This window comes from Variovorax sp. J22G73, from assembly GCF_030317035.1.
Classification (GTDB): domain Bacteria; phylum Pseudomonadota; class Gammaproteobacteria; order Burkholderiales; family Burkholderiaceae_C; genus Variovorax.
This window is the reverse complement of the sequence record NZ_JASZYK010000001.1, coordinates 1,104,808-1,122,741: the sequence shown is the minus strand read 5'-3', so window position 1 is coordinate 1,122,741 and position 17,934 is coordinate 1,104,808. Positions and strand designations below refer to the sequence as shown.

Genomic DNA, 17,934 nt, shown 5'->3' with positions numbered 1-17,934 from the left:
TTGCATCAGTCCAGCTGCAGCTTGCGCTCCTTGATCAGCCTGGACCACTTCTCATTGTCCGCCTTGACGAAGGCCGCGAACTCCACCGGGCCGAGCGAATGCACCTCGGCACCGGCGGCGGCGAACTTCGCCTTGATCTCGGGCTGCGCCAGCGCCCTGGCCAGTTCGCCGGACAGTTTGTCGACCACGTCCTTCGGCATGTTCGCCGGGCCCACCAGCCCCTGGAAGCCGACCGACTCCATGCCCGCGAGCCCCAGCTCCTTCACGCTCGGCACGTCGGGCAGTTGCGGGTCGCGCTGCGGCCCGGTCACGGCCAGCGCCTTCAGCTTGCCACCCTTCACCTGCGGCAGCAGCACGCTGCCCGCGTCGATGAGGATCTGCGTCTGCCCGCCGAGCAGGTCCTGCACCGCGGGGGCGCTGCCCTTGTAGGGCACGTGCGTCATGTCGAGGCCCGTGACCTGGTTCATCAGCTCGCCGTTCAGGTGCGTCGAGGTGCCGTTGCCGCCCGAGGCGAAGTTGACCTTGCTCGGCTGGCCCTTGGCCCAGGCCACGAACTCCTTGAGGTTCTTCGCCGGATGGTCGGGCCGCGTCACCGCGATGTAGCTGCCCTGGCTGATCTGGCCGATGTACGTGAACTGCCGGATCGGGTCGTACGGCGGCTTGCTCTGCAGGTACGGCGCGATGGCGAAGGGGCCGGTGTTGGCCAGCAGCAGCGTGTAGCCGTCGGCCGGCTGGCGCGTGAGCTCGGTAGCCGCGATCATGCCGCTGGCACCGGGCTTGTAGTCGACCACCAGCTGCTGCTTGAGCGCCTCCTGCAGCGGCAGCTGCACCGTGCGCGCGGCGAAGTCGATGCCGCCGCCGGGCGGGTAGCCGACGATCAGGCGGATGGGCTTGGCGCCGGGGAAGCCTTGCGCGGCGGCGAGGCTGGTGGCTGCGGCCAGGGCAAGGCCTGTGCAGAGTCTGTTGAAGTTCACGTTCTGTCTCCTCTTGTCGATTGTTGATCTTGTAGCTGACGCTGCAGCGTCAGCGCATTGCCGACGGCTTCTCCACCCGCCGTGTTGTCGAACACGCACCAGCACTGCGCGCCCTCTTCCTTCGCGAGCTGCAGTCGCTGCGCGAGCCGCGCCAGCAGCGCGTCGTCGTAGGCCGACCAGTAGCGCCGCGGCGAGCCGTGCAGCCGCAGATAGACCAGGCCCGGCCATCCGCCGGGCGCCGCGGCTTCGTCGAACAGCACCGGGTCCGCGAGCACGCGGGCCACCTCGAAGGCTGCCAGCAACGCGTCGGCCTGCGGCACGAACCAACTGCGATGTCGGGGCTCCAGCACCACCGTGCCCGCGTGCCTGCGCCGTAGCGCGGTGAAAAACCTGCGCACCACGGCGGCATCGAACGCCAGGCTGGGCGGCAGTTGCACGACCAGCGCACCGAGCTTGTCGCCCAGCCCTTCGACCTGCGCGGCGAACTCCTCGAACGCGGGCATGGCATCGACCAGCCGGCGTTCGTGCGTCACCGCCTTCGGCAGCTTGACCGCGAAGCGAAAGCCCGCGGGCGTGCTCGCGGCCCAGCGTTCGTAGGTGTCGCGCCGGTGCGGGCGGTAGAAAGACGTGTCGATCTCTACCGCGTCGAAACGCCGCGCATAGCGCTCCAGGTGCGAGCCCTTGGGCGAAAACTCTGGCCACAGCACGCGCGGCAGGCTCCAGCCGGCGCAGCCGATGCGCCACGGCGGCGACAGCTCAGCCGCGCGGATGGTGCTTGGCATGCAACTGCTTCAGGCGCTCGCGCGCCACATGCGTGTAGATGGTGGTGGTCGAGATGTCCGCATGCCCCAGCAGCAGCTGCACCGCGCGCAGGTCGACGCCGTGGTTCAGCAGGTGCGTGGCGAAGGCATGGCGCAAGGTGTGCGGCGACAGCGGCACATGAATGCCGGCGGTGGTCGCGTGCTTCTTCACGATGATCCAGAACATCACGCGCGTCATGCCCGCGCCGCGCGCGGTCACGAACAGGTCGGGCGTTTGCTGGGCGTCGAGGATGACGGGGCGCGACTCGTCGATGTAGCGCTCGATCCAGCGGCGCGCCTCGCCGCCGAAGGGCACCAGCCGCTCCTTGTTGCCCTTGCCCAGCACGCGCAGCACGCCGTCGTTCAGGCTCAGGTCGATGGCCTTGAGCGCCACCAGTTCGCTCACGCGCAGGCCGCTGGCGTACATCAGCTCCAGCATCGCGCGGTCGCGCAGGCCCAGCGGCGTCTCGACGTCGGGCGCGCCGAGCAGGTCGTCCACCTGTTTCTCCGACAGCGTCTTCACCGTGCGCGGCATCTGCCGCGCGGGCATGAGGCGGATGGTCGGGTCGGCCACCACGCGGCGCTCGCGCAGCGCCCAGCGGTAGTAGCGCTTGAACACCGTGAGCCGGCGGTTGGCCGAGGTGGCCTTGCCGTTGGTGGACAGGCGCGCGCCCATGTACGCCTGCACGTCGGGCTCGCGCGCGGCGGCGAGCGTGGCGCCCTCGCGCTGCTGGCGCAGCCACTGCGCGAACAGCGCCAGGTCGCGGCGATAGGCGGCCAGCGTGTTCTTCGACAAGCCGTCCTCGAGCCAGAGGGCGTCGATGAATTCGTCGATCTCGGGAGTGGGTGCGGTGGCGGCCTCGGTCATGCGCTGCAAGATAACAAAATCCGGAAATGAAAAAAGCCGCCCGGGCTGCGGGCGGCTTCGGGGGGGCGGCTGCAAGTGGAACGCAGCGCGCGGGAAGCTGCAAGCGGGATCAGTCCAGCTTCAGGTTCTGCTTCTTCACCACTTCCTTGTACACCTCGTACTCGGCCTTGATCTGCGCGGAGAACTGCTCGGGCGTGTTGGCCACGATGAGCGAGCCGGTGTCCTCGATGCGCTTGCGCACCGCCGGTTCTTCCACGGCCTTCTTCACGCCCGCGCTGATCTTCTCGACCACTTCCTTCGGCAGGCCCTTGGGGCCCAGGATGCCGTAGTACGCCATGCGGTTTACCGGCTCCAGGCCCACTTCCTTGAAGGTCGGCACGTTGGGCAGCGCGGCCAGGCGCTGGGGCGCCGACACCACGATGGGGATCAGCCGGCCGCTGGTGATGAAGGGCATGGCCGAGGGAATGTTGTCGAACATGATCGGCACCTGGCCGGCCACCACGTCGTTCAGCGCCGGGCCCGCGCCGCGGTACGGGATGTGCGTGACGAAGGTGTTGGTCAGGCTCTTGTAGAGCTCCATCAGCAGGTGGCCGATGCCGCCGGTGCCCGACGAGGCGTACGAGTACTTGCCGGGGTTCTTCTTCAGCTCGGCCACGAACTCGGCGTAGTTCTTCGCCGGAAAGTTCGGGTTCACCGCAATGATGTTGGGCGTGGCCGCGATGTTGATGATGGGCGTGAAGTCGTTGATCGGGTCGTACGGCGTCTTCGGGTTGATGGCCGGGTTGGCCGCCGTGCTCGACACCGTGGCAATGCCCAGCTTGTAGCCGTCGGGTGTGGCGCGTGCGGTTTCGGCCGCGCCCACGATGCCGCCGCCACCGGCGCGGTTGATCACAACCACCGGCTGGCCCAGCACCTTGCCCAGGGGGTCGGAAATGACGCGCGCCACGATGTCCGTCGTGCCACCCGGTGCGAACGGCACGCTCAGCTCCACGGGCTTGTTCGGATAGCCCTGTGCAAAGCTCTGGCCTGCCACCGCGACCAGCACGGCGCCTCCCACCAGCGCGCTCCATTGACGACGTTGCATCGATAACTCCTTGATTTGTGATGTCGAAAAAACGAAGCCCGGATGCTAGCGGCTGGAGCGCCGTTTACGTGCTGTGGAATACCCACAGTCTGGCCGGTTTATCCTCGAAGCGGTGAACTATGCCCAGCTGCTCTTCCCCGACTTCTCGCTCATCGCCATCGGCTGGCTCCTGTGCCGCTACACCGCGCTCGACCGCCGCGTGTGGGACCAGGTCGAGAGCCTGGTTTACTACTTTCTTTTTCCGGTGCTGCTGTTCCATTCGATCGTGCGCAGCCCGCTCGACTTTGGTGCAACGTCGAACCTGCTGACCGCCGGCCTGTGCATCGGCGCGTGCGGCATCGCGATGGCCTATGCCCTGCCCTTCGTGCCGGGCATCGGCAGGCACATCGACCGGCGCGACCATGCGGCCAGCACGCAGATCGCGTTCCGCTTCAACTCCTTCATCTGCCTGGCGCTGGCGGAGCGGCTGGCGGGCGCCGAGGGCCTGCTGCTGATTGCGGTGCTGATCGGCGTGTGCGTGCCCATCTTCAACATCGCGGCCGTGTGGCCGATGACGCGGCATGCCAAGACCGGCTTCGTGCGGCAGCTGGTGCGCAACCCGTTGATCGTCGCGACCGTGGCCGGGCTGCTGGCCAATGTGCTCGGGCTCACGGTGCCGGGCTGGGCCACGCCCACGCTCACGCGCATCGGTGCCGCCTCGCTCGCGCTCGGGTTGCTCGCGGCCGGCGCGGGCATGAAGTTCTCGACGCTGGGCACGGGCAAGGTGCTGGCGGTGGCGGTGCTGTCCATTCGCCACCTGTTCCTGCCGCTGGTGTCGTGGGGGCTGGTGCACGCGCTGCGGCTCGACGCCACGCAGGCCGTGGTGCTGATGGCCTTCTCCGCCGTGCCGACCGCGTCGAGCGCCTATGTGCTGGCCGCGCGCATGGGCTACAACGGGCCGTACGTGGCGGGGCTGGTGACGTTGTCGACCTTGCTGGGCGTGGCGAGCCTGCCGTTCGCGCTGGCCTTGCCTCGCTGACACCTTGAAAGCGTTGAAGCGTTGACGCGCTGAGCTGCTAGCGCAAGTCGCTCAGCACCCAGCCGCTGCCTCCGCCGCGTCGCGCATCGAGCCGGTGCGTGAGTGCGAGCGCCGACAGGAATCGCTGGTCGTGCGACACCACGACGATCACTCCCGGAAACCCGCGCAGCGCCTGTTCCAGCGCAAGCACCGACGCGATGTCGAGGTGATTCGTCGGCTCGTCGAGCAGCAGCATCTGCGCCGGTGCACCGCCCCACAGCGCGCAGGCCAGCGCGGTCTTCAGGCGCTCGCCGCCGCTGAGCTGCGCCACGGGCCGGCACGCCGCGCCGGCACCAAGGCCCAGCAGCGCGAGCCGGGTGCGCAATTCGCTTTCGAGCAGGGGCGAGTGCAAGGCTTGCAATTGCTGCAACAGCGAACGACCGGGCTGCGATTCGTCGTCCACACCGCGTTCTTGCGCCAGCCACGCGCAACGCAGCGGCGCCTCGCAACGCCCGGCACGCGGCTCATCGCGGCCCGCGAGCATCCGCAACAGGCTGGTCTTGCCGCAGCCGTTCGCACCCGTGACACCGATGCGCACCGGACCATGCAGGCACAGGTTCAACGCCCGCGCATCGGTCGGCCATGCGGGCACCGCTTCTTCGAGGGACAGCACGCGGCGCCCTGCGGGAACCGACGAAGCCGGCAGCGCGAGCGCCACCGCGGGCGCGGCCATCACCTGCGCGGCGGCTTCGCGCACTTCGCCATCGAGCGCATCGCGGCGCTCGCGCTGGCGTTCGTTCTCGCGGCCTGCGTAGGCTTGCGCGTTGTCCTTCAGGCGTCCCAGGTGCAGGCCGCCCAGGTTGGCGTCGCGCGCCCAGTTGGCACCGCGAGCGGCGCGGCGCTGTTGCGCGTCGTGCTGCCTTTGCTGTTCGCGCAGGGCGGTCGCGCGCTCGGTGCGCGCGTGGTCGAGCCGCGCTTGCGCAGCCGCGGCTTCGCGCTCGCGCCACGCGCTGTACGCGGTCCAGCCGCCGGTGCAACTGCGCAGGCGGCCTTGCGGCGTGATTTCCACGATGCGGCCCATGTCCTCCAGCAGTTCGCGGTCGTGGCTTGCGATGACGGCCACGCCGCGCCATGCGGCGAGCTGTGCACGCAGCCAGCGCCGCGCGTCGGTGTCGAGGTGGTTGCTGGGCTCGTCGAGCAGCAAGGCGTCGGCGCCCGACAGGAAGGCGCCGAGCAGCGCCACGCGCGTGCGCTCGCCACCGCTCAACCCGTCGGCTGGTCGGTGCGGCGCGAGTGAGAGTCCCGCGGCCTGCAGCGCGGCGGCGAATCGTGTCGGCAAGTCCCAATGACTGCCGCCTTCGACGAGTTCAAAATCCGACGCCGCACCCGTGCCCGCCTCGATGCGCGCGAGCGCCGCCAGTGGCTGCGCGAGCCCCGCGAGGTCGGCAACGAGCGTGCCCGGTGTCGATGCGATGTCCTGCGCCACATGCGCCACCCGCGCGGGCCGCAGCACCACGCCGGAGCTCGGCGTGGCGTGGCCCGCCAGCAGCTCGATGAGCCGCGTTTTGCCCGCACCGTTGCCACCCACGAGGCCGACGCAGCCGGGCTGGAAGGTCTCGCCGATGTCGTCGAACAGCAGCCGCCCGTCGGGCAGCGCGAGGCTCACGTGACGGAGTTCGAAAGAAGAAAAAGAAGAAAGGAAAGATGAAGCGCCCGGGCCTGCGGCCGCGCGCGGAGCGTGTGTGCGATGAGCCATGCGGCCCTCCGATGAGTTCGTGGCAAGGCGATGCAAGGTGCTGCATCGCGGCGAATCAAGGAAGGCTCAAAGGCGCATTTCGGGGGGACGCTCCAGAAGGGAAAAAGGCCGGCCAAGCCAGCCGGTCACGCACTTGGAAAGCATGCGGCCGGGAAGGTTCCCGGATTCACGGATCTGCTGGATCAAGCGCGCTGCATCAACGCCGGCACCGCCGATGCCAGCATCGCCACGCCCGATGCCGTGAGCAAGCTCAGCACCAGCTTGCGGAACACGGCCTCGCTGATGCCGATGTACAGCCGCGCCCCCAGCAGCACCGGCACCGCGACCGCCACGGCCACCAGCCCCAGCAGCGGAACGGTCGAACGCGCGATGCTGCCGCTGGCCAGGTGGATCGAAAACGCGACCACCAGCATCGCGAGATTGAAGTTCTGGATGACCGCGCGCTGCGTGTCGCGCTGGAAGCCGCGCAGCGTGCACCACAGCGTGGGAATGGTCCCCGAGAACCCGCCGATGCCCGCCATGGCGCCGCCGATGGCGCCGGCCACTCCGTCGGCCACGCGGCCACCGAAAGCCAGCTTGGGCAGGTGCTGCGACATCAGCATGGCCGGGCACCACAGCACCAGCAGCACGCCCAGGCAAAGCTTGAAGACCACGAGGTCCAGGTGCGGCAGCAGCCACACGCCGAAGGGCACGCCGACCAGGCCGCCGAGCACGAAGGGCCAGAGGATGCTCTTGTCGAAGGCGCGGCGCACGGTGAGCGCGGCAATCACCTGGCCGGTGAGCGCGCCGAACAGCGCGAGCACGGCGGCCAGTTGCGGCTCCAGCGTCCAGGCCCAGACCGACATGGCCACCAGCCCGAAAGCAAAGCCCGACAGGCCCTGCACGAACCCCGCCAGCACCGCGCCGGCGATCACATAGACATACAAGGCTTGCATGCGGCCGATGATATCGGCGGCATTCGTACAGGCAGAGAGGTCGGCAGCGAGGTCAGCTCATGCCGCTTGTGATTCAGGCCGAGGCCGGCACCAGCGCCGTGCGGCGCACCCGGCGCACGTTGAAGGCGCTGGCAATCAGCACGCCCTGCACCAGCGCCAGCCCGACGATCACGCTCGTGTACTGGCCGCTGTCCATGAGCCGGCCGAACACCAGCGGCGCAACGGCCTGGCCGATGTCGAGCCCCGCATACACCACGCCGTACACGCGCCCGGTGGCGTTGGGCGGGGTCGACTTCTTCACCAGCAGGTCGCGCGACGGACCGGCCACGCCCGAGACGAAACCCATCGCGCCGAACAGCACCGGCACCACGACCGGCGGAAAGGTGGCAAAGGCCAGCACCAGCGCCAGCGCCGCCGCCACGCCGAAGCCCGCGCCCACGATGCGCTCGCAGCGCGACGGGTCCGACGCCAGGAAACCGCCGAACACCATGCCGACCGCGCTGGCCACCATGTACACGGTGAGGCACATCGCCACCAGCGCCACCGGCACCGCATGCAGGTGGCCGGCGGCCACGGGCGCGAAGGTCTGCACCACGCTGATCACCGCGGCATAGAAGAAGAAAAAGCCGAAGCACATCCACACGGCCGGAATGCGCAGGAAGTCGAATTCGCCGCCGGCCGGCGCGGGCGCGCCCTGCCCCGTTGCCTTGTGCACGGCCGCCGCGTCCAGCGACAGCACGCTGCGGTACACCCACAGCATCAGCAGCACCACGATGGCCACGGCACCCGCCGAAGCCAGCGCCACGCGCCAAGAGAACGCAATGGCGATGGGCACCACGAAGGCCGGCGCCAGCGCCCAGCCCAGGCTGCCGGTGATGCCGTGCACGCTGTACGCATGGCCCAGCCGCGTGGGGGCGACCTTGCGGTTGAACAGCGTGTAGTCCACCGGGTGGAACACGCCGTTGCCGATGCCGCCGACCACCGCGCACAGCAGCAGCATCCAGTAGCTCTGTGCCGCGGCGTAGCCGAAAGCCGCCAGGCCCAGCGCGCCCAGCCCCACGAACAGCACCGGGCGCGGGCCCAGCTTGTCGACGATGAAGCCCGAGGCCGCCTGCACGATGCACGACACCACGAAGAACACGGTCAGCACCGCGCCCAGTTCCACGTAGCTGACGTTGAACGCGTCCTTGAGCCACGGGAACAGCGGCGCCAGGATGAGCTGGCTGAAATGACTGACCGCGTGGGCCAGGCCGACCAGGCCGATCAGCTTGGCGTCGGTGCGCAAGGTGGTGGGCGGGGTGGCGCCCGAAGACGCTGACGATGAAGAGGACATGGATTGCTAAAAAAAACCGGGGCGGGCACCGATGCTATTCGCCGACGACGCGGCAGAATGGCGATACAGCGACAACATTTGTCGAAACCATGCCAAGCGACGCCTCCCCCTCCCTTGCGACTTCCGCGAACGCAGACAACCACCCACCGGTGACACCGCAGCAGCCACCGGCGCCGGGCCCGAACCCGGGCGCACGCGCGCCACGCGGCGCCGTCGCCGCACCGGCGAACAGCGTCGGCCCGCTCACGCCGCACCTCTACGCCCCCGACGCGGTGCGCCCGCTGCGCGCCAAGGAGCACTTTCTCACCGCCGACACGCTGGTCGAGCTGCACCAGCATCCGTGGCCGCAGCTCACCTTTTCCACGCGCGGCGTGATCCGGCTGAGCACGCAGGACGGCAGCTACATCGTGCCGCCCTCGCGCGCGCTGTGGGTGCCGGCCAACATGCCGCACAGCATCACCCTCATCGAAGACGCGGAGCTGCGCACCGTGTACCTGCACGCCTGGATCGCGCCCACCTGGGACAAGTGCGAGGTGCTAGAAATCAGCCCGCTGCTGCGCGCGCTGATGCTGGCGCTGGACACCACGCCCGACGGCCTGCCGCCGGCCGACCCGCATGCGCCGCAGCGCGAACGCATGATCGCGCCGCTGCTGGTCGACGAGGTGGAGCGCGCCACGCAGATCCGCATCGACGTGCCGCTGCCCACCGACAAGCGCCTGCGCCAGCTGTGCGAGGCGCTGCTGCGCAACCCGGCCGACCGCGCCACGCTGGCCGAGCGCGCGGCCACCATCGGCGCCAGCGAGCGCACGGTGGCGCGCCTGTTTCGCGACCAGCTCGGCATGAGCTGGCAGCAATGGCGCCAGCAGGCCGTGATGGCGCACGCCCTGCCGCTGCTGGCGCGCGGCATGGCCGTGAGCCAGGTGGCGGCGGCCAGCGGCTATGCCACCGACAGCGCGTTCTGCGCGATGTTCAAGGCGGCGACGGGGCGCTCACCGACCTCGTTCCAGCACCGCAAGCGCGCCGCCACCGCCTGAAAGGCCAGCCCGGCACCAGGCCGGCATGAGGACCGGCAGCGGGACGTCAGGCCGCGGCGTCATGCCGGTCTGGCAAGATCGCGCACCGACACATGCACACACAGATCCCCCTGCACATGGCGCCCGAGGCCGGGCCACCGACGTGGACCGCCGACATCTGGCTGCGCATGCGCCGCCATTTCGTGCTGAAGGCGGTGGGCACCACGGTCTTCACCTGGCTGTTCTTCATCGGCTACTTCCACCTGCTGCGCAACCCGGCGTTTCCGGTCACGGTGATGCCGCTGACGGCGCTGGACCACCTCATTCCCTTCCAGCCCTACACGCTGGGCGCGTACCTGTCGCTCTGGGTGTACGTGGGTTTCGCGCCGGGCCTGCAGCTGACCTTCAAGGAGCTGGTGGTCTACGGGCTGTGGATCGGCGGGCTGTGCCTCACGGGGCTGGGGCTCTTCTACTTCTGGCCGACGCAGATCCCGGCGCTGCCCCTCGACGCCTCCGGCTACCCCGGCTTCGCGATGCTGCAGGGCGTGGACGCGGCCGGCAACGCCTGCCCGTCGATGCACGTGGCGGTGGCCATCTTCACCGCGGTGCGGGTGCACGACGTGCTGCGCCGCGCGCGCACGCCCGCCTTGTTGTTCTGGATCAACTGGCTGTGGTTCGCCGCTATTGCCTATTCGACGCTGGCGGTCAAGCAGCACGTGGTGCTCGACGTGCTGGCCGGCGCGCTGCTGGGCATGGCGTTTGCATTGCCCTCGCTGCGCTGGAGACCGGGGAAGCGTTAGCACGGGGGATGTCCCTCGTGTTCGAGCGGATATCATCGCTAATCATTGATAACACTCACCACTGGCCGAGGAAGGAATCGATTCAATGGCGTGCCCTCCAGGGGTGGCAATCGATCGGCGGCACATGACGACAGGCATCGCACGATGAGTTCGCTGAAGGAATTGCAGGACCTGATTCACGAGAAGTACGGCATCGATCCGTCGAAGCTCGACCCGCATGCATCGATGCGGGAAACCGGCGGGCTCGACTCGCTGGCCCTCGCTGAATTTCTCTTCGCCATCGAAGACCACTTCGGCATCACCATGCCCGACGAAGACGCGAGCATCGACACCCTGGCCGAACTCGCGCAGCTGGTCGACAAGGTGCGGGCCGCGAAAACAGCGTGAACCACGCCGTCGCGGTCACCGGTCTGGGCGTCGTGGCGCCGCATGGGGACGAGCCCGGCGCGCTGTTCAAGGCGCTGCTGCAGGGCCGTTCGGCCATCCAGCCCGTCTTTCCTGAACTGCCCAAGCCGGCCGCCGCGGCGACGGTGGCCTTCGACGAAACCCGCTGGTTCACCAAGCTGCAGCTCGCGGGCGTGGACCGCGTGAGCCAGCTGGCCGTGGCCGCCGCCGACCTGGCGATGCGCGACGCGGGCCTGGTGAACAGCGACGCCAGCGTCGCGGCCGGCCGTGCCGACCCCGAACGCATCGGCGTGTTCTCGGGCTGCGGCATGGGCGGTGCCGCGGCGCTCGAGGCGGCCTACCGCGGCAACGGCCGGGTGTCTCCGCTGACCATTCCGGCCTTCATGCCCAACGCACCCGCCGCCCACGTGGCCATGCGCCAGGGCGTGCAGGGCCCGGTGCTCACTTATTCGGTGGCCTGCGCCTCGTCGTCCGCGGCGATTGCCGAAGCGGCCAAGGCCGTGCAGCGCGGCGAGGTCGACATCGCCATTGCCGGCGGCAGCGAGGCGCTGATCGTGCCCGGCGTGGTCGTGGCCTGGCAGGCCATGCAGACACTCGCCACCTTCCAGCCCGGCGAAGCGGCCGGCGCGGTGCGGCCCTTTGCCGCCGACCGCAGCGGCTTCGCGCTGGGCGAAGGCGCGGCCTTCCTGATTCTCGAATCGGCCGAGCGCGCACGCGCACGCGGCGCCCGCAGCTACGCCACGCTGGCCGGCTGGGGCCTGAGCAGCGACGCCACCCACCTCACCAAGCCCGACGCCCCCGGCCAGGCCCGCGCCCTGCGCGCCGCCTTGCGCCAGGCCGGCCTGCAGCCGCGCGACGTCGGCTACTGCAACGCGCACGGCACAGCCACGCGCATCGGTGACGTGGTCGAGCGCAATGCGCTGGCCGATGTGTGGGGCGACGACTTCGGCGCGCTGCGCGTCAGCTCGACCAAGGCCTTGCACGGCCACATGCTGGGCGCGGCCGGGGCCATCGAGGCGCTCATCACCGTGCTGGCGCTGCACCACCGCCAGCTGCCGCCGAACGCGCACTGCGCGGACATCGATCCGGCCTGCGCCATGAACCTCGTGGCGCCCGGCGACACCGCGGCGCCCACGCTCGAGGCCGCCATCAGCAATTCATTCGCCTTCGGCGGCACGAACTCCGTGCTGCTGTTCCGCCAGCCAGGCTAGGCCTGCGCAGCCGACAGCTGTGGCTGCGGCTCGGCGGCCGTTTCGCGCAGCCACGCCACGAAGGCGCCGATGAGCGGATCGTCCGTGCGGCTGGGCGCCACGAACACGCTGTAACCCCGGCTCGACGGCGCCCGGTGCGGGCAGGCCAGCACCAACTCGCCGGACCGAAGCTCGCGCTCGACGAAATACGCCGGCACCAGCCCCACGCCCAGGTCGGCGCGCACCGCGGCGATCAGCGTGGAAAACAGGTCGAAGCGGTGCCCCGCCACCAGGTTCTCGGGCGCCCGCGCGTGGGCCGTCTGCGCGAACCATTCTTCCCACGCGCCCAGGCGGGTGCGCAGCTGCAGCAGCGGCGCGGCGCGGAAGTCGCCCCGCGCCATCGCTGCGCGGCCCTTGGCCCCGGGCGCGCAGACGGCCACGCACGACTCGCCCATCAACGGCAGCGCGTTGGCGCCCGGCCACACGGCGTCGTCGTATTGCACGCCGACGTCGAAGGGCATGTCTTCCATGTAGAGATAGGTGGGAAACACCTGCAGGTGCAGGCTGCAACCGGGGTGGCGCGCGATGAAGTCCGGCAGCCGAGGCATCAGCCAGCCCTCGGCCAGCACCGGCACCGCGCCCACAAGCAGGCGCAGGCCGTCGGTGCGTTGGGCCATGGCTTCGAGCGTGTGGTTCTGCAGGCGCAGCAGGTCGCCTGACACCTGGCCGTGGTAGCGCCTGCCGGCCTCGGTCAGCTCGGTGCCGCGCGCGGTGCGCTGCACCAGCCGCACGCCGATCTGCGTTTCCAGCAACCGCAGCTGCTGGCTCACCGCGCTGTGCGTGAGGCACAGTTCCTCGGCCGCCTTGCCCACGCCATGATGGCGGGCGACGGCGTCGAAAATCAGCAGCGCGCGGGTGCTGGGAATGTGGCGGCGCATGGTGGCCATGAAAGCAGCTTGGGAATGCCCCGGAAATGCCGGTTCGTTAGAAAAACTGACAACGCCGCAGATTAAACCAGAGCAGCCGCCTAGCACAGCCGCAAGAATTGCTGACGACGCCGCGTCGACGGCTCGTTTGTTTCCGCTTCACTTCCAAGGATTCTTCACATGGCTCGCCCTGCACTCTTTCGCCTTGCTCCGCTCGTGCTTGCGCTCGCATCCGCCGCGGCCGGCCTTGCCCACGCCCAGACCGGCTCCGTCGCGGCCACGCCGACGCAGGTGCGCCCCGAGATCGACAAGGCCTATACGCAGCTGATGGCCTCGCCCGCCATCCAGAAGCTGCTGGAAGCGGTCAAGGCCGACCACGAGCGCTCGGTGGAAGACCTGAAGATGCTCACCGAAATCGAAGCCCCGCCCTTCAAGGAACAGAAGCGCGCCGAGGCCTTCCTTGCGCGCATGAAGGCGCTGGGCCTCACCGACGCGAAGATCGACGCCGAAGGCAACGTGGTCGGCCTGCGCAAGGGCACGGGCAACGGGCCCAAGCTGCTCATCTCGGCCCACCTTGACACCGTGTTCCCCGCCGGCACCGACGTGAAGGTGAAGGAGCGCGACGGCAAGCTCTACGCGCCGGGCATCTCCGACGACACGCGCGGCCTGTCGGTGCTGCTGTCGTGGCTGAAGGTGCTGAACGACAACAAGGTGCAGACCGTGGGCGACCTGCTGTTCGTGGGCAATGTGGGCGAAGAAGAGCTCGGCAACCTGCGCGGCATCAAGGCCATCTTCAGGGACAACCTCGACATCGACGGCATGGTCGGGCTGGAGCCCGCGCCCGAAGGCACGGTGCTGATGCTGGGCACCGGCAGCCACCGCTACGAAGTGACCTTCAAGGGCCCGGGCGGCCACAGTTTCGGCGCCTTCGGCCAGGTGCCCAGCGCCATCCACGGCATGGGCCGCGCCATTGCGAAGATCGCCGACGTGCGCACGCCGAGCTTCCCGAAGACCACCTTCACCGTGGGCACGGTGGGTGGCGGCACGTCGGTGAACACCATTGCGCCGGACGCGCGCATGGCCGTCGACATCCGCTCCGACGAGATGGCGCCGCTGCTGGAAACCGAGAAGAAAATTCTGGCCGCCATCGACGAGGCGGTGGTCGAGGAAAACAAGCGCTGGAACGTGAACACGCTGAGCGTGAGCACCAAGCTCATCGGCGACCGTCCGGGCGGCCGCACGCAGTCGGACACGGTGATCGTCGAGGCCGCCACGCGCTCGAACGCGGCCTTCGGCCACAAGACGCTGCTGACGGGCGCCAGCACCGACGCCAACGTGCCGATGTCGCTGGGCATTCCGGCCATCATCATCGGCGGCGGCGGCAAGACCGGCGGCTTCCACGCGCTGTCCGAGTGGATCGACGTGACCGACGGCTGGAAGGGTGCGCAGAACTCGCTGGTGACGGTGCTGGGCCTGGTCGGCGTGCAAGGCACGAGCACGCCGTTGCTCGAAAAGCGCCCCCCGCGCGCGAAGTAAAAACGCGCGCCGCGGGGCCCCGGGCGCCATGGCGTCTCCGTTATGCTGGTGGCCGCTTTCCACAGGAGACCACCATGCATGCTCGCTCCACCCTCATTGCCCTGGCCCTGCTCGCAGCGGGCGCCTCGGCGCAGGCCAACAACCTGCTCGACCAGCTGAAGGAAAAGGCCGGCGAGGCCGCCGGTGCCAGCTCGGCGGGCTCGCAAGGCAGCGCAGGCGGCTCCGCCCTCGGCAACCTCGGCTTCAAGATGCCGGCCATCGGCTCCAGCACCATCGGCAACGCCGCCGGCGTGCTGCAGTACTGCGTGAAGAACAACTACCTGGGCGGCGACGCGGCCTCGGTCAAGGACAAGCTGCTGGCCAAGATCACCGGCCAGAAGCCGCAGGAGACCGGCTTCGCCAGCGGCGCCAAGGGCCTGCTGAAAGGCGGCGACGGCCAGACGCTGAACTTCAAGATCCTGTCGTCGAAGGTCAAGACCAAGGCCTGCGACTACGTGCTGAAGAACGCGACCTCGCTGATCTGACGCCCCCCGGGGCGCTGAAACCGACGCTGCCTCCTTCATTGCATTCCGCATAGCTTCCCGCGGCGCACCGCGCACCTGATCGCCGCCTTTTTCTCCGCCCTGCCCGCTTTCCCGTGCGCTCGCAAACGTCCATGACCCCGGCTGCCTCCCCTTCTTCCCTCCGCCAGCGCCTCGCGCGCTGGGTTCCCTGCCTGGCCTGGCCGCGCCCTTCCGCCGCGCTGCTGCGCAACGAGGCCATGGCCGGCATCACCGTGGCGCTGATGGTCATTCCTCAGGGCGTGGCCTACGCGGCGCTGGCCGGCATGCCGCTGGTGACGGGCGTGTACGCGGCGCTGTTCCCGGCGCTGATCGCGGTGATGTTCAGCTCGTCGCAGCGGCTGTCGGTCGGGCCCACGGCGCTCACCAGCTTGCTGGTCGGCGCCTCGCTCGCGCCGCTGGCGGTGGCGGGCAGCGCCGAATGGGTGGCCATGGCGGTGTGGCTCACGCTGATGTCCGGCGCCATCCAGATCGTGCTGGGCGCGGGGCGTTTCGGCTGGCTGCTGCGGCTGGTGAATTCGCCGGTGCTCATCGGCTTCACGCAGGGCGCGGCGGTGCTCATCGCCATTTCGCAGCTGCCCGCGCTGCTGGGCTTCACGGGACGCACGATTCCCCAGGTGCTGCAGGGCGGCCCGCTGCCCGACCTGGTGGCCATCGCCTTCGGGCTGGGCAGCGTGGCGGTGCTGTGGCTGGGCAAGCGGCTGCTGCCGCGCTTTCCGACCACCATGGCGCTGGTGGCCGGCGCGGCCGCCATCAGCTGGCTCGTCAACTACGCGCTGCGCGGCGGCGCGGTGGTGGGCAGCCTGCCCTCGGGCCTGCCTTCGCTCTACTGGCCCGGCCTGCTGCCGCTGGGCACCTTCAGCGCGCTGGTGCTGCCGGCGCTGATGATCACGCTGGTGAGCTTCCTGGAAACCGCCTCGAGCGCCAAGGTCGACAACGCCCGCGCCGGCACGCTGTGGAACGAAAACCAGGACCTCATCGGCCAGGGCCTGGCCAAGCTGGCCTCGGGCTTCACGGGCGCGTTCCCGACCAGCTCGTCGTTCTCGCGTTCGGCCATCACGCTGTACGCGGGCGCGCAGACCGGCTGGGCCACGCTCTTCAGCGTGGTGGTGGTGGCCGGCGCGCTGCTGTGGCTCATGCCGCTGCTGTACCACGTGCCGCAGGCGGTGCTGGCGGCGGTGGTGGTCACGGCCATATTGGGGCTGGTGAAGCCGGCGAGCTTCAAGGCGCTGTGGCGGGTGTCGCGCATCGAGGCGGGCATTGCCTTCGGCACCTTCGTGCTGACCATCGCGACCGCCCCCAGCATCTACTGGGGCGTGCTGGGCGGCCTGCTGGCCAGCATGGCGCACTACATGTACCGCCACCTGCACCCGCGCATCATCGAGGTGGGCCTCCACCCCGACGGCAGCCTGCGCGACCGCCACCTGTGGAAGCTACCGCCGCTGGCGCCGCACCTGTATGCGCTGCGCATGGACGCCGAGCTCGACTTCGCCTCCGCCTCCACGCTGGAGCGCGCGCTCACCGTGGCGCTGGCCGAGCAGCCCGCGCTCACCGACGTGTGCCTGTTCGCGCAGCCCATCAACCGTGTCGACATCACCGGCGCCGAGGTGTTCGGCTCGATCCGCCGGCTGACCGAAGCCAAGGGCGTGCGGCTGCACCTGAGCGGCCTGAAGCTGCCGGCCATGCAGGTGCTGGAACGCGCCGGCCTGCTGGCGCCCGGGCCGATGCTTTTCAGCTATCGCACCGACGGCGAGGCGCTGGCCGCGCTGATGCCGCGCATCGACGTGCCGGTGGCGGAAGCCGCGGCTGAAGCGGCGCACTGACCCTTGCGCCCATGAAAACCACCATCGAGGAACTCGTCGCCTTCCGCACGGTGGTGGACGCGGGCTCGATCACCGCCGCGGCCGACCAGCTCGCGCAAACCGTGTCGGGCATCAGCCGCGCGCTGAGCCGGCTCGAGCAGAAGCTGGACACCACGCTGCTGCGCCGCACCACGCGACGGCTCGAGCTCACCGAGGAAGGCGCGGCCTTCCTGCAGCGCACGCGCGCCATCCTGGAGGCCATCGACGACGCCGAGGAGCACATGGCCGCGCGCCGCGAGCAGCCCGCGGGACGGCTGCGCGTGAACGCGGCCTCGCCCTTCATGCTGCACGCCATCGTGCCGCTGGTGCCCGCGTTTCGACAGCTCTATCCGCAGATCAGCCTCGAGCTGGACACCGACGACCTGCCCATCGACCTGCTGGAGCGGCGCACCGACATCGCCATTCGCATCGGCCCGCTGCGCGACTCCACGCTGCATGCGCGCCCGCTGGGCACGCACCGGCTGCGCGTGCTCGCGAGCCCCGCCTACCTCGAGGCGCACGGCAAGCCGCGCAAGGTGAGCGAGCTGGCCGAACGGGCCGGGCATGTGCTGCTGGGCTTCACCCAGCCCGAGTCGCTGAACCGCTGGCCGCTGCGCGGCGTGCATGGCGACGAATGGAACATCACGCCCACCGTGGCCGCGTCGAGCGGCGAAACACTGCGCCAGCTGGCACTGGCCGGCGTGGGCATCGTGTGCCTGTCGGACTTCATGACCGAGGCCGACCGCGTGAGCGGCGCGCTGGTGCAGGTGCTGGCCAAGGACACGGTGGACGTGCGACAGCCCGTCAACGCGGTGTACTACCGCAACACGCAGCTGTCGGCGCGCATCACCTCGTTCCTGGATTTCCTGTCGCAGCGAATGACCTGAACTCAGCGCATGAGCTGAACGGTGCGGCG

Annotated in this window: 17 protein-coding genes; 9 read left to right on the top strand and 8 right to left on the bottom strand. The window is 69.5% G+C overall.

The genetic code is table 11. From position 1 onward, the window contains the following. Positions 1-5: 5 nt before the first annotated feature. The 4 genes from QTI51_RS05295 to QTI51_RS05280 form a co-directional block, all read right to left on the bottom strand. Positions 6-974: a Bug family tripartite tricarboxylate transporter substrate binding protein gene (locus QTI51_RS05295; protein ID WP_116908603.1), complete on the bottom strand. Its 969-nt coding sequence runs from the start codon at positions 972-974 to the stop codon at positions 6-8. Beyond that, positions 971-1,756 carry a DUF72 domain-containing protein gene (locus tag QTI51_RS05290; RefSeq protein ID WP_116908602.1) on the bottom strand — a complete coding sequence of 262 codons (786 nt, stop codon included), beginning with the start codon at positions 1,754-1,756 and terminating at the stop codon, positions 971-973. Before QTI51_RS05290 ends, QTI51_RS05295 begins: the two co-directional genes overlap by 4 nt. Beyond that, positions 1,731-2,642, bottom strand: coding sequence for a site-specific tyrosine recombinase XerD (gene xerD / locus QTI51_RS05285; RefSeq protein ID WP_116908601.1), 912 nt, complete (start codon positions 2,640-2,642; stop codon positions 1,731-1,733). The genes QTI51_RS05290 and xerD overlap by 26 nt, the downstream gene beginning before the upstream one ends. Positions 2,643-2,751: 109 nt before the next feature. Beyond that, on the bottom strand, positions 2,752-3,726 hold the full coding sequence (locus tag QTI51_RS05280) for a tripartite tricarboxylate transporter substrate binding protein BugE (protein ID WP_116908600.1): 975 nt from the start codon (positions 3,724-3,726) through the stop codon (positions 2,752-2,754). 100 nt (positions 3,727-3,826) lie between these two features. Here QTI51_RS05280 and QTI51_RS05275 point away from each other — a divergent pair, with 100 nt between their 5' ends. Further along, positions 3,827-4,744, top strand: a complete 918-nt coding sequence (locus QTI51_RS05275) for an AEC family transporter (protein WP_165840304.1) — start codon at positions 3,827-3,829, stop codon at positions 4,742-4,744. Between the two features lie 37 nt (positions 4,745-4,781). Here the strand turns inward: QTI51_RS05275 and QTI51_RS05270 are convergent, their stop codons facing one another. From QTI51_RS05270 to QTI51_RS05260, 3 genes are all read right to left on the bottom strand, one after another. Next, the gene (locus QTI51_RS05270; protein WP_116908598.1) at positions 4,782-6,479 is read right to left on the bottom strand and encodes an ATP-binding cassette domain-containing protein; all 1,698 of its coding nucleotides are present in this window, start codon (positions 6,477-6,479) and stop codon (positions 4,782-4,784) included. A gap of 182 nt (positions 6,480-6,661) precedes the next feature. Beyond that, positions 6,662-7,414 carry a sulfite exporter TauE/SafE family protein gene (locus QTI51_RS05265; RefSeq protein WP_116908597.1) on the bottom strand — a complete coding sequence of 251 codons (753 nt, stop codon included), beginning with the start codon at positions 7,412-7,414 and terminating at the stop codon, positions 6,662-6,664. Positions 7,415-7,487: 73 nt separating this feature from the next. Beyond that, a complete protein-coding gene (locus QTI51_RS05260) occupies positions 7,488-8,747 on the bottom strand; it encodes an MFS transporter (RefSeq protein WP_116908596.1) in 1,260 nt (419 codons plus the stop codon). 149 nt (positions 8,748-8,896) lie between these two features. Between QTI51_RS05260 and QTI51_RS05255 the strand changes: the two genes are divergently transcribed. From QTI51_RS05255 to QTI51_RS05240, 4 genes are all read left to right on the top strand, one after another. Then, entirely contained in the window at positions 8,897-9,781 is an 885-nt protein-coding gene (locus QTI51_RS05255) for an AraC family transcriptional regulator (protein ID WP_286512516.1), read from the top strand. 92 nt (positions 9,782-9,873) lie between these two features. Then, entirely contained in the window at positions 9,874-10,560 is a 687-nt protein-coding gene (locus QTI51_RS05250) for a phosphatase PAP2 family protein (RefSeq protein ID WP_286512519.1), read from the top strand. Between the two features lie 144 nt (positions 10,561-10,704). Further along, a complete protein-coding gene (locus tag QTI51_RS05245; protein WP_116908594.1) occupies positions 10,705-10,947 on the top strand; it encodes an acyl carrier protein in 243 nt (80 codons plus the stop codon). Beyond that, complete coding sequence (locus QTI51_RS05240; protein ID WP_116908593.1) at positions 10,944-12,176, top strand: beta-ketoacyl-[acyl-carrier-protein] synthase family protein; 1,233 nt, start codon at positions 10,944-10,946, stop codon at positions 12,174-12,176. Before QTI51_RS05245 ends, QTI51_RS05240 begins: the two co-directional genes overlap by 4 nt. On the opposite strand, the gene QTI51_RS05235 is transcribed toward QTI51_RS05240, so the two are convergent. Further along, entirely contained in the window at positions 12,173-13,093 is a 921-nt protein-coding gene (locus tag QTI51_RS05235; protein WP_116909077.1) for a LysR substrate-binding domain-containing protein, read from the bottom strand. The genes QTI51_RS05240 and QTI51_RS05235 overlap by 4 nt on opposite strands. A 168-nt stretch (positions 13,094-13,261) precedes the next feature. Here QTI51_RS05235 and QTI51_RS05230 point away from each other — a divergent pair, with 168 nt between their 5' ends. From QTI51_RS05230 to QTI51_RS05215, 4 genes are all read left to right on the top strand, one after another. Next, positions 13,262-14,617, top strand: coding sequence for a M20/M25/M40 family metallo-hydrolase (locus tag QTI51_RS05230; protein ID WP_116908592.1), 1,356 nt, complete (start codon positions 13,262-13,264; stop codon positions 14,615-14,617). A gap of 74 nt (positions 14,618-14,691) precedes the next feature. After that, complete coding sequence (locus QTI51_RS05225) at positions 14,692-15,141, top strand: DUF2501 domain-containing protein (RefSeq protein ID WP_116908591.1); 450 nt, start codon at positions 14,692-14,694, stop codon at positions 15,139-15,141. A gap of 131 nt (positions 15,142-15,272) precedes the next feature. Further along, on the top strand, positions 15,273-17,000 hold the full coding sequence (locus tag QTI51_RS05220; RefSeq protein WP_116908590.1) for a SulP family inorganic anion transporter: 1,728 nt from the start codon (positions 15,273-15,275) through the stop codon (positions 16,998-17,000). Positions 17,001-17,011: 11 nt separating this feature from the next. Then, the gene (locus tag QTI51_RS05215) at positions 17,012-17,905 is read left to right on the top strand and encodes a LysR substrate-binding domain-containing protein (protein WP_116908589.1); all 894 of its coding nucleotides are present in this window, start codon (positions 17,012-17,014) and stop codon (positions 17,903-17,905) included. Positions 17,906-17,934: the final 29 nt, after the last annotated feature.

What these genes read in the sequence shown, in the direction of transcription:
- QTI51_RS05290 (WP_116908602.1), bottom strand. Translation starts at nt 1,756, where the DNA reads ATGCCAAGCACCATCCGCGCGGCTGAGCTGTCGCCGCCGTGGCGCATC.
- xerD (WP_116908601.1), bottom strand. Translation starts at nt 2,642, where the DNA reads ATGACCGAGGCCGCCACCGCACCCACTCCCGAGATCGACGAATTCATC.
- QTI51_RS05280 (WP_116908600.1), bottom strand. Translation starts at nt 3,726, where the DNA reads ATGCAACGTCGTCAATGGAGCGCGCTGGTGGGAGGCGCCGTGCTGGTC.
- QTI51_RS05270 (WP_116908598.1), bottom strand. Translation starts at nt 6,479, where the DNA reads ATGGCTCATCGCACACACGCTCCGCGCGCGGCCGCAGGCCCGGGCGCT.
- QTI51_RS05265 (WP_116908597.1), bottom strand. Translation starts at nt 7,414, where the DNA reads ATGCAAGCCTTGTATGTCTATGTGATCGCCGGCGCGGTGCTGGCGGGG.
- QTI51_RS05260 (WP_116908596.1), bottom strand. Translation starts at nt 8,747, where the DNA reads ATGTCCTCTTCATCGTCAGCGTCTTCGGGCGCCACCCCGCCCACCACC.
- QTI51_RS05250 (WP_286512519.1), top strand. Translation starts at nt 9,874, where the DNA reads ATGCACACACAGATCCCCCTGCACATGGCGCCCGAGGCCGGGCCACCG.
- QTI51_RS05245 (WP_116908594.1), top strand. Translation starts at nt 10,705, where the DNA reads ATGAGTTCGCTGAAGGAATTGCAGGACCTGATTCACGAGAAGTACGGC.
- QTI51_RS05235 (WP_116909077.1), bottom strand. Translation starts at nt 13,093, where the DNA reads ATGCGCCGCCACATTCCCAGCACCCGCGCGCTGCTGATTTTCGACGCC.
- QTI51_RS05230 (WP_116908592.1), top strand. Translation starts at nt 13,262, where the DNA reads ATGGCTCGCCCTGCACTCTTTCGCCTTGCTCCGCTCGTGCTTGCGCTC.
- QTI51_RS05225 (WP_116908591.1), top strand. Translation starts at nt 14,692, where the DNA reads ATGCATGCTCGCTCCACCCTCATTGCCCTGGCCCTGCTCGCAGCGGGC.
- QTI51_RS05220 (WP_116908590.1), top strand. Translation starts at nt 15,273, where the DNA reads ATGACCCCGGCTGCCTCCCCTTCTTCCCTCCGCCAGCGCCTCGCGCGC.
- QTI51_RS05215 (WP_116908589.1), top strand. Translation starts at nt 17,012, where the DNA reads ATGAAAACCACCATCGAGGAACTCGTCGCCTTCCGCACGGTGGTGGAC.